The 14,502-nt window shown below is 53.1% G+C and carries 12 protein-coding genes and 1 tRNA gene; 10 read left to right on the top strand and 3 right to left on the bottom strand.

The features are described from left to right. The first annotated feature begins 19 nt into the window (after positions 1–19). From RAL91_RS15745 to RAL91_RS15720, 6 genes are all read left to right on the top strand, one after another. On the top strand, positions 20–994 hold the full coding sequence (locus RAL91_RS15745; protein WP_371932424.1) for a TAXI family TRAP transporter solute-binding subunit: 975 nt from the start codon (positions 20–22) through the stop codon (positions 992–994). A 101-nt stretch (positions 995–1,095) separates the two neighbouring features. Then, on the top strand, positions 1,096–3,783 hold the full coding sequence (locus RAL91_RS15740) for a TRAP transporter permease (protein WP_306257207.1): 2,688 nt from the start codon (positions 1,096–1,098) through the stop codon (positions 3,781–3,783). 14 nt (positions 3,784–3,797) lie between these two features. Next, positions 3,798–4,226, top strand: a complete 429-nt coding sequence (locus RAL91_RS15735) for a universal stress protein (protein WP_306257205.1) — start codon at positions 3,798–3,800, stop codon at positions 4,224–4,226. 24 nt (positions 4,227–4,250) lie between these two features. Then, entirely contained in the window at positions 4,251–5,591 is a 1,341-nt protein-coding gene (locus tag RAL91_RS15730) for an aspartate aminotransferase family protein (protein WP_306257204.1), read from the top strand. A 70-nt stretch (positions 5,592–5,661) separates the two neighbouring features. Next, positions 5,662–5,735 (top strand) — tRNA-Gln (locus tag RAL91_RS15725). A 511-nt stretch (positions 5,736–6,246) separates the two neighbouring features. Then, on the top strand, positions 6,247–6,543 hold the full coding sequence (locus tag RAL91_RS15720) for a hypothetical protein (RefSeq protein WP_306257203.1): 297 nt from the start codon (positions 6,247–6,249) through the stop codon (positions 6,541–6,543). Positions 6,544–6,635: 92 nt separating this feature from the next. Here the strand turns inward: RAL91_RS15720 and RAL91_RS15715 are convergent, their stop codons facing one another. The 3 genes from RAL91_RS15715 to uxuA form a co-directional block, all read right to left on the bottom strand. Beyond that, entirely contained in the window at positions 6,636–7,415 is a 780-nt protein-coding gene (locus RAL91_RS15715; RefSeq protein WP_306257202.1) for an SDR family NAD(P)-dependent oxidoreductase, read from the bottom strand. Positions 7,416–7,425: 10 nt separating this feature from the next. Further along, a complete protein-coding gene (locus RAL91_RS15710) occupies positions 7,426–8,496 on the bottom strand; it encodes a mannonate dehydratase (protein WP_306257200.1) in 1,071 nt (356 codons plus the stop codon). Between the two features lie 118 nt (positions 8,497–8,614). Beyond that, positions 8,615–9,883: a mannonate dehydratase gene (uxuA, locus tag RAL91_RS15705; RefSeq protein WP_306257199.1), complete on the bottom strand. Its 1,269-nt coding sequence runs from the start codon at positions 9,881–9,883 to the stop codon at positions 8,615–8,617. Between the two features lie 238 nt (positions 9,884–10,121). On the opposite strand from uxuA, the gene RAL91_RS15700 reads away from it, so the two are divergent. The 4 genes from RAL91_RS15700 to RAL91_RS15685 all read left to right on the top strand — a co-directional run bounded on the left by RAL91_RS15700 (position 10,122) and on the right by RAL91_RS15685 (position 14,499). Then, positions 10,122–10,883, top strand: a complete 762-nt coding sequence (locus RAL91_RS15700) for a FadR/GntR family transcriptional regulator (protein WP_306262960.1) — start codon at positions 10,122–10,124, stop codon at positions 10,881–10,883. 94 nt (positions 10,884–10,977) lie between these two features. Continuing rightward, entirely contained in the window at positions 10,978–11,949 is a 972-nt protein-coding gene (locus tag RAL91_RS15695; RefSeq protein ID WP_306257198.1) for a substrate-binding domain-containing protein, read from the top strand. 88 nt (positions 11,950–12,037) lie between these two features. Then, a complete protein-coding gene (locus tag RAL91_RS15690) occupies positions 12,038–13,540 on the top strand; it encodes a sugar ABC transporter ATP-binding protein (protein WP_306257197.1) in 1,503 nt (500 codons plus the stop codon). Beyond that, positions 13,540–14,499 (top strand): ABC transporter permease, encoded by a 960-nt coding sequence (locus RAL91_RS15685; RefSeq protein ID WP_306257195.1) that lies wholly within the window; start codon positions 13,540–13,542, stop codon positions 14,497–14,499. The genes RAL91_RS15690 and RAL91_RS15685 overlap by 1 nt, the downstream gene beginning before the upstream one ends. Positions 14,500–14,502 lie beyond the last annotated feature (3 nt).

Raw genomic sequence — 14,502 nt, 5'->3', positions numbered from 1 at the left:
ATTTGCAACAGGGATATCAATGACAAAGAAACTTTTAGGAATGACAGTTGCCTTGCTATCGACAAGCCTGCTGGTTGGAACCTCGATTGCGCAGGAACAACAATTCGTTTCCATCGGTACTGGTGGCGTCACCGGCGTTTACTATCCAACAGGCGGCGCGATTTGTCGTCTGGTCAATAGAAACCGCAAGGAACATGGTATCCGCTGCGGTGTGGAAAGCACCGGTGGATCAGTCTTCAACATCAATGCCGTTCGCGGCGGTGAACTTGAATTCGGTGTGGCCCAGTCTGACTGGCAGTTCCACGCCTATAATGGTTCTTCGCAGTTTGAAGATCAGGGCCCTTATAAGGAACTGCGTGCGGTGTTTTCGGTTCATCCCGAGCCATTCACAGTTGTGGCACGGGCAGATGCTGGCATCAAAACGTTTGAAGACCTCAAGGGAAAACGCGTTAATATCGGTAATCCAGGTTCTGGACAACGCGGCACTATGGAAGTTCTGATGAACGCCATGGGCTGGACAACGGGTGACTTTTCATTGTCCTCCGAGCTTCAGGCTGCCGAGCAGTCGCAAGCATTGTGCGATAATAACATTGACGCCATGGTTTACACGGTTGGTCATCCATCCGGCTCCATTCAGGAAGCCACAACATCATGCGATTCAGTTCTTGTAACTGTTGATAATGATGCAACGGCCAAACTGATCGCGGACAATTCTTATTATCGTTCTGCGGTCATTCCAGGTGGCATGTATCGCGGTAATGATGACGATGTTTCCACGTTTGGTGTTGGTGCAACCTTTATCAGTTCAACTGACGTACCAGATGATGTGGTCTACGAAGTTGTAAAGGCGGTGTTTGAAAACATCGACCAATTCCGCGGTTTGCATCCTGCATTTGCAAATCTGGAACCAAAACAGATGGCAAATGACGGCTTGTCCGCACCGCTTCATCCCGGAGCAGAGCGCTACTATAAAGAAGCCGGTCTGATCGACTAAAACAAGATGGTGCAGCGCAACTTTGCGCTGCACCAACAATTCGCTGTTGACCTGTGCGGGTGATGATGATCGAATTGCCTATGTTTTAGCGGGGCGACATCGTGAGCGATCAGAATAACAGCAATCAATCTTCCAAAAATCATGCAACTAACCAGGCAACAGACGAACAAGCATCAGGCAGGCAATTCACCGATGAAGAGCTGCAGGATCTTGTCGCAAGTTCTGATGCCGGCGCTCGTGCACCGATCGATCAAAACGTGGCCTGGCTTATTTCCGGACTGGCTCTTCTCTGGTCACTGTTTCAGCTTTGGATTGCCCAGCCGCAATTGTGGTTTGGTCAGTACCTTCCGGTTCTGAATGCGTCGCAAACCCGTCCAATCCATCTGACATTTGCCATTGTACTGGCCTTCCTGGCCTATCCGGCTTTTAAAAAATCGCCACGTGATCACATTCCGATCTATGATTGGGTTCTCGCCATTATTGGCGGTGGCTGCACGATGTATATCTTTGTCTTTTCCAGCACTCTTGCGTTCACTGCGCGGTCTGGCCTGCCAACCACCACACAGATTGTCATTGGTTCTATTGGTATTCTGGTGTTGCTGGAAGCGGCCCGCAGGGCACTTGGGCCAGCATTGACCATCGTTGGTTCGCTGTTTCTGCTTTATGCCTATATGGGGCAGGGCTGGTTGATCCCGGATTTGATTTCCCATGAAGGGCTGTCCTTCACCGCTATAATCAATGCGCAGTGGCTTGATACCGCTGGTGTGTTTGGCATCCCTCTTGGCGTGTCTACCGCCTTTGTGTTTCTGTTCGTGCTGTTCGGCTCGATGCTGGATAAGGCGGGCGCGGGCAATTACTTCATCAAACTGGCATTTGCCGGTCTGGGTCACCTGCGGGGCGGGCCTGCCAAGGCGGCCGTTGTTGGCTCTGCGATGACCGGACTTATCTCCGGGTCTTCGATTGCAAATGTGGTGACCACCGGGACGTTCACAATTCCGCTTATGAAACGCGTTGGTTTTACGGCAGAACAAGCCGGTTCCGTGGAAGTCGCCTCGTCTGTCAATGGCCAGCTCATGCCGCCCGTTATGGGCGCTGCTGCCTTTCTGATGGTTGAGTTTATCGGCATTCCCTATGTGGAGGTCATCAAACATGCCTTCATCCCAGCGGTCATTTCCTACATCGCGCTGGTTTACATTGTGCACCTTGAAGCGCTCAAGAAAGACATGCCGGCTCTGGGAGAAAGCAAAAGCTTCCTTGGCATGATTATAAAGTTTCTTGTCGGCTTTGCCGTATTTGGTGCCATGTTTACCGCGCTCATTTATTTGGTGCGGTTTCTGGAAGCCAATATGGCGGGAGCAGCCTCGACCATTATGATGGTGGGTTTGCTGGCGGTTTATATCGGGCTGGTGTTTGTCGCGTCAAAGCGGCCTGATCTGGAAGTTGATGATCCTAACGCGAAAGAGATTGTCGTTCCAACGGTGGCGGACGTCTATCCAACCGGGCTGCATTATATTCTTCCAATCGTTGTGCTGGTCTGGTTCCTGATGGTTGAACAACAGTCACCAGCAAAGTCTGCCTTTTTTGCAACGTCGCTGATGCTGTTCATCATCATCACGCAAAAGCCACTCAAGGCACTGTTCAGAGGTGGCTCTGATTTTGGCGGGCAAATTTCTGAAGGCATTGTGGATCTGAAAGAAGGTCTGATTGCCGGCGCCAGAAACATGATTGGTATTGGTGTGGCAACCGCCGCTGCCGGTATTATTGTGGCGACGGTCACCAAGACGCCTATCGGCACCGAACTGGCCGGTCTTGTGGAGCAATTGTCCGGCGGCGTTCTGATCATCATGCTGATTTTGGTGGGCATTTTCTCACTGATCCTTGGCATGGGTTTGCCAACAACAGCCAACTACATTGTTGTGTCATCATTGATGGCCAGTGTCGTGGTCAGTCTGGGTGCGCAGGAAGGCCTGATTGTCCCATTGATTGCTGCTCATCTGTTCGTGTTCTATTTCGGCATCATGGCCGATGTGACGCCGCCGGTGGGGCTGGCAAGTTTTGCCGCCGCTGCTGTCTCTGGCGGTGATCCCATCAAGACAGGCTTCACGGCCTTCTTCTATTCCATGCGAACCGTGGCGCTACCATTTCTGTTTATCTATAATCCGGCGCTTATTCTGTATGGCGTCGATCTTGGTACCACTGCGGGCGTTTTGCAGGCCATTTGGATATTTGTGCTGGCCACCTTTGCCATGCTGCTGTTTGCGGCGGCAACGCAAGGCTACTTCCTGGCTAAATCCAGACTTTATGAATCAGCCGCATTGCTGGTTGTGGCCCTCACAATCTTCCTGCCAAATGTCTGGCTGGATACATTCCAAAGCCCGTTTGACGAATTACCTGCCAGCAGATTTGTAGAAGCTGTGGGGGCGGCACAGCCGGGTGACCGGTTACGTCTGCGCATTGCCGGGCCGGACATCGATACCGGCGGCACGGCGGAAACCACTCTGCTGATGACTATTGAAGAAGAGGGTGATGCGCAGTCACGCATTGATGCGTTGGGTCTGTTGCTCATCGAAGACGGGGATGCAGTGAATCTGGATGAACCGGCGTTCGGTTCCTCTGCAGGCGAGTCTCTGGCTGATTTTGACTTTTATGGAGACGACCCTGTGCAGATTGCCAGTGTTCAACGTCCGGCAGATCGTTGGCCGAAGGAAATCTTCTATATTCCGGCCCTGTTGCTGTTTGCTGTCGTGGTGATGTTGCAGCGTCGCCGTCAAACCAAGCCCGCTTTTTGATAAAGGCAAGTCTCATGTTCAAATCTATTCTTCTGCCGATTGATCTGTCCTCGGAAGCCAGTTGGGCAAAGGCGCTGCCGACCGCGCTTGAAATGATGCGCGACAAGGACGCAGAATTGCATGTGGTCGCTGTGCTGCCGGACTTTGGAATGCCGATTGTCGAGAGCTATTTCAAAGAAGGCTACGAGGACGAAGCCCTGGCGGATTTTGGACACAAGCTTGCGGCGTGGGTGAGTAAACACGTGCCAGAGGATGTAACAGTACATCCCCATGTTCTTCACGGTACGATTTATGCTGAAATCCTGCGGGCGGCGAAAGAGCTGTCCGCTGACGTGATTGTGCTGGCCTCGCATCGGCCGGAACTCAGTGATTATCTGCTTGGCCCTAATGCCGCCAGGGTTGTACGCCATGCAAAGCAGAGTGTGATGGTGGTCCGCAATTAGCCCCTCAAAAAGAGCAGAACTCCAATGAAATCCCGTTATGTGTTTCCACGTAACTGCGCAGCTGATCTGCCGGTGGCCGTTGGTGGAGATGGTGTTTACCTGATTGCGCAGGACGGGACGCGCATTCTGGATGCTTGCGGCGGTGCTGCGGTCTCCTGCCTTGGCCATTCCAACCCGAATGTTATTGCCGCTATTCAAAAACAGGTTGGAAGCCTGGCCTATGCCCATACCAGCTTCTTTACCTCCGAACCGGCGGAAGAACTGGCCGAGTTTCTGGCAACACGCGCGCCGGGAGATCTGAACCGGGTCTATTTCGTCTCCGGCGGATCTGAGGCTATGGAATCTGCGCTCAAGCTGGCACGGCAATATTTCGTTGAGGCCGGCAAGCCGGAAAAATCACAGATCATTGGCCGCTGGCAGAGCTATCACGGCAATACGCTGGGCGCTTTGGCCACAGGCGGCAATCGCTGGCGCCGGGCACAGTTTGCGCCGCTGCTGAGCGATGCCATGCATCACATCGACCCCTGCTACACCTATCGCGGTCAGCGCGACGATGAAACAGAGTTTGACTACGGGCAGCGGGTCGCAAACCAGCTGGAAGAGAAAATTCTGGAATTGGGTGCACAGACCGTGGCCGCTTTCGTGGCAGAGCCGGTGGTCGGTGCCACAATGGGCGCGGTTCCTTCCGTGGATGGCTATTTCAAACGCATACGGGCGATCTGCGACAAATATGATGTTCTGCTGATCCTGGATGAAGTGATGTGCGGTATGGGCCGCACCGGTCATCTGTTCGCCTGCAATCATGATGGTGTTGAACCGGATATGATTGCCATTGCAAAAGGCCTGGGTGCCGGATATCAGCCGATTGGCGCACTTCTGGTCTCTGATGGCATTTTTGACACGCTGGCTGCCGGTACGGGCTTCTTCCAGCACGGTCATACCTATCTCGGCCATCCCACGGCCTGTGCCGGGGCACTGGCTGTCATGCATGAGATCGAGGCGCAAAACTTGCTGCCAGCGGTTCGCCAGCGCGGTGAGGCGCTGAGAGCCTCTCTGACCGACAAGTTCGGCGCGCACCCCAATGTGGGCGATATCAGGGGCAGGGGCCTGTTTATGGGGGTGGAGCTGGTTGAAGACCGGGACACAAAAGCCGTCTTCAGCCCGTCAAAGCGCGTCCATGCCCGGCTCAAATCATCTGCGATGAAAGCCGGACTGATGTGCTACCCCATGGGCGGCACCATAGACGGACAGGCCGGAGACCATATTTTGCTGGCACCGCCCTTCATCATTGACGACAGCCATATAGCCGAGATCACCGACAAACTGTCCATTGCTCTTGAGGAAACGCTTGAAGCCATACGATAGGCCTTGAAATACCAAGCCAGCGATGCTAATTGCCCCTCAGCTTTCAAGCAAAGCACAGACATCGGTCTAATGGGGAATAGGTTAACGGTAGACCTACGGACTCTGACTCCGTCAGTCCTGGTTCGAATCCAGGTTCCCCAGCCAAGTTTTTTTCGTATTTGAAAAACTCTCAGATGCCACCAGGGTGTAATCATGATCAAATTTAAGAATTTTGCTGACGCCTAATGCCATAGCAAACTCGATAAATTCCATTTTGCGATCACAATAGCCGTAGGCCATATATCAGATGCAAAAAAAGTTGGACCGAGTTTTGACCTGATCGAGACACTCACTACGTCCAATGACTGATTGAGGGCGAGCTGCTTCTATTGTCGGACACAGGTTTAATTCATTTGCATAGCTGATGTTTTCTAGCCGAACGATTGTATTTCTGAACCAAATTAGAAGCATTGCTAGAATTAAGATGGCAGAGGTTTCCATTTTTAATGTACCGCACTAGAAAGTGTTGTCTTGTAATTATGGACGCAGAGTAAAATGCGAAAGGGTCCTCTAAATGTCCAGATCTAGAAGGGCTGCCAAGCTACTATTTTTATTGCTGTTAATTGCACCAATCAGTGCCTTCGTAACAAGTGGGTACGAAGGATAAAAAGGATCTTTGACAACGACAGATCAGTTGATTGGTCAACGTCAAGCCGCGCAGGACGTGCGCGTATTCCAAACCGTTCCGAGTGGTTATACTCAGATGGGTGATGTGTCAGTTCGCCGATGCCACAGAAATTTCTTGGAAAAGCCGCCGAATGCAGCGGCGTTTGAAGATGATTTGGTTCGTGTTGCATTTGCAAAAGGGGCTGATGCTATTACCAACATTCGAATTAAGCGGTTGAACGGACTGCTGGCTAATTGCTGGTATGTTGAGGAAGCGACAGCTTCAATTTACAAGCTGAATCGATGATCAATTTATTTACCCATTCAACCTTTAAACGTACCAAGATTCCGGCTGCTTGAATTTAGCGCTGAACTAATTACTAGCGGGCTAACGCCCGCTCAAACGCCCAGATGCGCCAGTAATCCGCCATCAACCAGATAGTCGCCGCCAGTGCAAAAGCCTGAGCGGTCGCTGGCCAGGAAAGCGATCAGCTCGCTGGTTTCCTCTACGGTGCCTACACGGCCTATGGGGTGAGCAGCTCCAAATTCTGCGATTGCGGGTTCGATGTCATTGCCTGGGCCAACGACCTCTTGCGCTGCGAATTCCAGCAGGGGGGTGCGGACAGATCCCGGGCTGACGGAGTTCACCCGCACCTTATGCTTTGCACAATCCACGGCCATTGCGCGGGTCATTGCGTGTATGGCGCCCTTGGTTGTGGCGTAAGCCAGCACGCCGTTTTGATTGGCGTGACCCTGAACGGATGATACGTGCACAATGGAGCCACCGCCACGCGCTTTCATAAACGGGTAGGCGTGGTGGGAGGAGAGGAAGCAGGAGCGCAAATTGATGGACATCACCTTGTCCCAGTGTGCGCTGTCAGTGGTGGTGAGGTCGCCATAGGTCTGGATGGCGGCAGCGTTTACGAGAATATCGATCCCGCCCTCAGTCTTGCCAATGTTGGTAATCCAATTTGAGACCTTAGCCTCATCAGAGACATCCACTTTTGAGACAGTCATATCGAGGCCTGATGCGGCCGCTTCAGCGGCCTGATTGTGGGCATCATCAATGCCGCACACGAATACTTTTGCGCCGCCCTTGGCCAGTCGCAACGCTGCGCCGAGCCCAATGCCGCTGGACCCGGTGACGAGCGCTACTTTGCCTGCAAATTCCTGTTCCATCTTGCTTTCCTTACCCGTGTGCGGCGACAAGCGCCTTCATATACCCAACGGCAAAGGCTTTGCCAGCGTGCCAGGGTGCATCGCATTCAAGTTCCGGTGTGTGATCGGGGATCAGAACACCCTGATAATCATTCTCTTTTAGCACCTTGATGATGCGCGCCAGATCAATGTCGCCTTCATCAATGAAGACCTCGTGATAGTTTGGCACCTTGCCACGCACATTGCGAAAATGGATGTAGCCGATGCGGTTTTCCCGTGCGAATTTGGCGACGGTCTCGTAAACATCACCATCCGTCATTTCCTGCAGGCAACCCAGACACAATTCAGCGCGGTTGTTGGGAGAGGTATTGGCGGCGAGGGCACGCCGATAGGCATGATGTGAGTTGATCAGCTTGGCACTCTTGCGCAAATTCTCTACTGGCGGATCGTCAGGATGTGCGGCAAGAATGACGCCTGCCTCTTCCGCGACGGGAAGAATCTCATCAAGAAAACGCTGGTACCGATCCCAAATCTGTTCATGGCTCACAACCGCTTGCAGGCCTGGCCCGATCTTGTCGCGATAAGCCATATTCCACACCATGCCTTCGGGTATTGGCTTGTCTGGATCAATATCTTTCAGGTCGAACCCGACGGACATTGCGCCTCCGCGTGCATAGGGGCCACGTGTCCAGCCCCAAACGCCCGGCACCGAGAAATTATAGCCGATACAGGGAACGCCAGCTGCACCGGCAGCACGGACAATATTTTTGAGGTGTTCCATTTGCTCTGCGCGTTTGGGACCATCCAGCAGCACATCATGCCAATGCTGAACGGCAAAGTTCTCGATTGCCGCGAGTTTCAGATCGTGGCGCGCCAAATCATCAATCAATGTGCGAAACATCGTTTCGGTCCAGTCGCCAGACTGGCCCATGCCCCATGATCCGCTGGTCAGTGAGGCATCATGCGCACCATCAGCAAGCTGAGGATTGGCGGAAAAATAATCTTCCAGATGCGCCACAATATGGGTAACGCCCAATTGCTGGGCAAATTTGTAATGCCGCTCATTGAGCATTTGACGATAAAGACCAAGGCCAATCTTCATGGAAATATCCCGTTACATCGTGATGCCGCCAGCCAGCAAATGCAGGGTGACAACCCTGCCAATGCCCGCAGCAACGGCATTTGTAAAAATGGTTTTGTCTGACAGATCAACACGGTTTTCAGCCACTGCGTTGATGCTCTAATGTGGTCATCACACCGCGCAATTCTGCCAGACCTTTCAGGCGGCCAATGGCAGAATAACCAGGGTTGGTTGTTTTGTGCATATCATCCAGCAGCAATGGCCCGTGGTCTGGTCGCATGGGAATGTGCCAGTCCTCTCGGCCCTCCGCCTGGCGACGACGCTGCTCTGCCATAAGCCTCTTGAGAACTTCGACCATATCAACATCACCAGCCAGATGGTCTGATTCATAAAACGATCCATGTACGCCAAACTGGGCCTCACGTTTTACATTCCGCAAGTGCACGAAATGAATACGATCCGCAAACTGCGCGACCAAAGCTGGAACATCATTGTCTGGTCTTGAACCAAACGAGCCTGCGCAAAGCGTTATGCCATTGGACGGGGAGGGTACCGCATCCATCAATGTCTGATAGTTTGCAGCGGTGCTCACCACACGCGGTAAGCCAAACAGCGGAAATGGCGGGTCATCAGGATGGATGCAAAGCCTTGCACCACAGGCTTCTGCCCGGGGAACAACAATTTTCAGGAAGTTGATAAGATTTTCGAGCATTGCTGCTTCGTCAATTTGATCAAAGGCTGCGATTTTTGCGCGAATGCCTTCCCTCGTGTGCGAGAGTTCAGAGCCGGGAAGGCCGGCAATGATGGTTTGTTCCAGCGTTGTGATAGCTTGTGGGCTCAGCTTTGAAGCGCGCGTGCGCGCCAACTCCACGATTTCAGATGAATAGTCCGAAATGGCACCATCGCGTTCCAGTATGAAGCAATCATAAGCAGCAAATTCCACCGCATCAAAGCGCAGCGTCAGCCCGCTATGGTCAAGCGGGTAGAGCAGGTCGGTTCGGGTCCAGTCCACCACCGGCATGAAATTATAACAGATGGTTGCCATGCCCTGTTCGGCCAGGCGTTCCATCGATGTTGCGAAGGCATCGGTGTAATGGGCCGCTTCATCACCACCCAATTTGATTGATGGATGGATGGGGATGCTTTCAACAACTGACCAGGTGAGGCCGGCCTCTTCAATGATTTGTTTGCGCTGGGCAATCGCATCAAAGGTCCATGCCTGACCGTCATAGGTGTCATGTAAAGCCGTCACCACACCTTGCGCTCCAGCCTGCCGGATATCGCTCAGAGATACGGGATCATCCGGCCCATACCAGCGCCAGGTCTGATGTAGGCCCGGCCTTGTTTGGCTGCCCTTACTTAGTTGTGTGGCTGTAGTTGTTTGTATGCCTGTCATGGCGCGCGGCATTTGCCGCCTCCCTCGTTTTTTCAACGTGTTTGGATGCATCTTTTCAATCTGGTCCAACAATATCAAGGAATTTATCTTCAGATTTCCATTTTTTGTGGAAGAATTCAGGGCTACAAGTTGTAATTTATGCTTAAATATATGATATTAAACGATAAAATATTTTGTTGCGAAGAGGCTTGCATCAAGCCGTGTTTCGAGTATTTACTAACTGGACCAACAAATAGGCGTTTCAGACGTGATGCAGACGATTCCACCTTTACCCGGCGCAGCGGGAAATGAGCCCAATCGAGAGCCGGGCGATGGCAGCGCTGTGGATAATCTGGTCCAACAAATCAAAGGCTATATCCAGTCAAACGGTTTGACGGTTGGCGATACGCTTCCCTCGGAGCGCGAGCTTGGTGAAAAGTTCGCTGCAGCTCGCAATACTGTGCGCGAAGCTGTTCGTATCCTGAAGGCCTATGGGGTGGTTGATGTGCGCCCTAAAGTCGGCGCTGTCATCGTCAATCGCCATATGGATGCGGTGCTTGATCTTTTCTCGTTTCAGCTGTCGATCTCGCGCGAGACCTTTCTGGATATTCAGGGGTTTCGCCGTCTTATTGAAGTGGGGTCAGCTGATGCGATCTTTTTGGCCGTAACCGATGCTGATATTGCCCGCTTCCGCAAACTGAACCAGGCGATCCTGGATGCGCCGACCAAGGTGGAAGCTGCAGAGCGGGACTTTGGCTTCCATGCTGCATTGCTGGAACTGGCGGACAATCAGACCGTGCTCAATGTCTACACGACGATGAAACCTATCATCGTGAAGCTAATGGAAACCGGCAAGGAATCCCACGGTCTGCAAGGCACTTACGACACGCACACACGCATTTTGGATGCGCTGGAGAAACGCGACCGGCTCGGCTTCCAGTACTGGATGTCAAATCATCTCGATCACGGACTTGGGTTCATCGACCGTTCGGTGGATGCCCAAAATACTGAGGAGACGGCACCGGATGCCTGATCCAAGGCCAAATAAACGCGCCTGTGACGCAGTCAAAGCCACAGGCCAACACAGCGCCCGACAAACGGGCAGAACACCACAAGGAGGATTATTCATGACACTCAAGAAAACCCTATCGGGGCTGGCTCTTGCCGCAACGATGGCCGTAGGCGTAACTGCCCCGGCAACAGCACAGGAAGACATCACCATTGCTGCAGTCGTGTTCCAGCAGGATCAGTTCTTTCGCACCATTCAGTTGGGCATGAACGCCGCCGCAGATGCTGCCGGCATTGAGCTTCTGGAAGGTAATTCCAAAAGTGAGCCTCAACAGGAAATCAGCCTGATCGACACATATATTGCGCGCGGCGTAGATGCGATTGTTATCTCGCCTGTTTCCTCCGTAGCGTCTATTCCTGCGCTGAAGCGCGCCCGTGACCGCGGCATCCACATTGTGACTTACAATTCCAATGTTGATGATGCGTCGATCCCGGTTTCCTACCTCAATTCCGCACAGCGCGATCTGGGCAACTCGACTGGTATGCTCGCAGCGGACTTCATCGCCAATGAGCTTGGTGGCAAAGCTAATGTTGCAACGCTCGGCTTTAAAGCATTGTTGCCGGAAATTTCCGCTGACCGTGTGGATGGTTTCATCGAGAAGGCCGAAGTCGGCAACACGTTGAACATTGTCTCCCAGCAGGATGCCTGGCTGGCAGAAAAAGCGATTCAGGTTGCTGGCGATATCATCACCGCCAACCCGGAGCTCAATGTCATCTACGCGGCGAATGAAGGTGGCACCGTTGGTGCTGTACAGGCCGTGCGTAATGCGGGCAAAGCCGGCGAGATTTTTGTCTTCGGTGTGGACGGTACAGAGCAGCTGGTAGGCTTCCTTCTGGACGGGGACAATGTGCTGCAGGCCGTCACTGCGCAGCAGCCATATGTAATGGGGCAGATGGCCGTTGAAGCAGCCATTTCTGCAATCAGGAAAGAGGCTGTCGAAGCAGCTGTCATCGTTCCAGTGCTGGGCCTTTCGCGTACTGACCGCCCCGCAGTTGAAGAGTTTCAGGAGTATCTCCGCTCCCTGAAGTAGGTCTTCTCCCAGAGACCTGACCCAAGCGGGGCAGCGCAAGCTGCCCCGTGACTTTTCAGACCAGCAAGAAGTGTCCAGACAAATTGCCATGTCCGCTACTGTAGAAACCCAAGGCCTGACCAAAGTGTATGGCAACGTCGTCGCGCTTGATGATTTCAGCCATACGTTTGATCCTTCGCGTATTCATGCGCTGATGGGCAAGAATGGCTCTGGCAAGTCCACACTGGTGAAAATGCTGTCTGGCGTTACCCAGCCCACCAGCGGCACCATGATGTTGAACGGCCGTCCGGTTGAGTTCAAATCGCCTCATGATGCTTTTGAAGCCAATATAGTGACTGTTCACCAGGAGCTTAGTCTGGTGCCGGATCTTTCGGTCACAGAGAATATTTTTCTTGGACGCCTGCCACGGACCAGGACCCTTGGCATTAACAGAATTAACTGGGGGCAGGCGCGCCGCCAGACTGAAGAGCTGTTTACCCGCATGGGGCTGGATATAGATCCAAAGGCCACCATTTCACGCTTGAGCGTTGGCCAGCAACAAACCGTTGAGATTGCCAAGGCGATGTCGTTCAACCCCACACTTTTGTTGCTGGATGAGCCAACATCCGCGCTTGCCACCAAAGAGGTGGAAATGCTGTTTGGCCTGTTACGTAACCTGAAAGATCAGGGCGTGACGATGATGTATATTTCTCACCGTATGTCCGAGCTTGCAGAAATTGCTGACACGGTAACTGTGCTGCGCGATGGCAAGCATATTGGCTCTATCGAGATGGCGGCATCGTCGCTCGATACTGTCGTAGATATGATGTTTGGTGACGTCGCCCGCGCCACGCGGCCTGCACGTAATACCGACATTTCGAAAGAAAACCCGATCCTGCAAGTGAAGGGCCTCACACGTGCGCCGGCTTTCGAGGATATCTCGTTTGAATTGCGTCGCGGTGAGGTTCTGGGCCTTGCAGGAATGCTGGGGGCAGGGCGTACCGAAGTGCTGCGCGCCATCTTTGGTGCAGACCCGCATGATGCGGGCGAGATCATCTTGGATGGTCAAGTGGTCGACACGCCCGCACCGGGCAGCATGGTTGATCTTGGCCTTGGTTACACACCGGAAAACCGCAAAGAGGGCGGGCTGGTGCAGGCGCATTCAATTCATAACAATCTGTCGATGGCCAGCCTGTCGAAGCTCGCCCCGCGCGGCATCATAACCAAGGCGGTCGAAGCACCTGGCGTTGCCAAGCAGATCGAACAATTGCAAATCAAGGTCGATAGTCCCGCGCTGCCGGTTTCTTCGCTGTCAGGCGGTAACCAGCAAAAGGTTGTCATCGGCAACTGGCTCAACACCGATCCAAAAATCATGTTCTTTGATGAGCCCAGTCGCGGTGTCGACGTTCATGCAAAACAACAGATTTTCCAGATCATCTGGGAACAGGCAGCCACGGGCCTTTCGTCCATTTTTGTCTCCACCGAATTGGAAGAGATGCTGGAAGTCTGCGACCGCATCCTGGTCATGAAAGAGGGGCGTCTTCTGGGCGAGATTGACCCTTCCAAGACCACATTGACCGAACTTTACACCGCTTGCATGGAGGGCCTTTGATGGCGCTTTCGCTGTTCCGCCGCTACCCGATGGAGATCATTCTGGTCTGCATGTACACCTATTTGATGTTCGCAGCGCCCGGTTTTGCCACGCTCGACAATCAGATGAACGTGTTGCGCAACATTACCATGCAGGGCATCATTGCTTTTGGCATGACGATGGTCATTGTCTCCGGCGAGATTGATCTGTCGGTCGGCTCAGGGGTGGCTTTTTCTGGCTGCGTTACAGCATGGGTTGCGCGTGCATTGACCGATTTGCTGGGCCCGTGGCCTGCCATTACCATTGGTGCCATTACAGCAATGGTAATCCTGTTCCTCGTCGGCGTTCTGACCGGTAAAGTGCGTCAGCACTTTAACATGCCGACTTTCATCACGACACTGGGTCTGCTGACCGTATTATCCGGCGCGGCCAATCTCATCACAGATGGGTTCCCGATCACCAGTTTCCCGTTCCAGTTCAACTTTCTGGGGGCCGGCATCCTTTTTGGCATCCCTTTCCCTGTCTACATTTTTGCAGCTGTTTTCGGCTTTGTGTATTTCCTGATGAATTACACCAGCTTCGGCCGGGCACTCTACGCTGTGGGTGGCAACCTTGAAGCTGCGCGCCTTTCGGGCATTGATGTTTGGAAAACCAAAACCCTGGCGCTTGGTATTACGGGTGTGCTCACCGCCATGGCAGGCGTGCTGATTGCATCCCAAATACTGTCGGGCAGCGCCAGCGCCGCGCGTGGATGGGAGTTGGATGTCATCTCCGCAGTCATCATCGGCGGCACCAGCCTGTTCGGTGGCAAGGGCACAGTGCGTGGCACCCTGATCGGCGTTTTGTTCCTTGGCATCATCGTCAACGGCATGACGCTCTTGAATGTCAGTGAATATTGGCAATTGGTGGTGCGTGGCGGGTTGATCATTGGTGCGGTTCTGTTGAACCACGCTCTCGACCGGTCGGCTGTGAAACACTAAAGT

Source organism: Pararhizobium sp. IMCC21322, from assembly GCF_030758295.1.
Taxonomy (GTDB): Bacteria; Pseudomonadota; Alphaproteobacteria; order Rhizobiales.
This window is presented reverse-complemented; position numbering and strand designations above follow the sequence as displayed.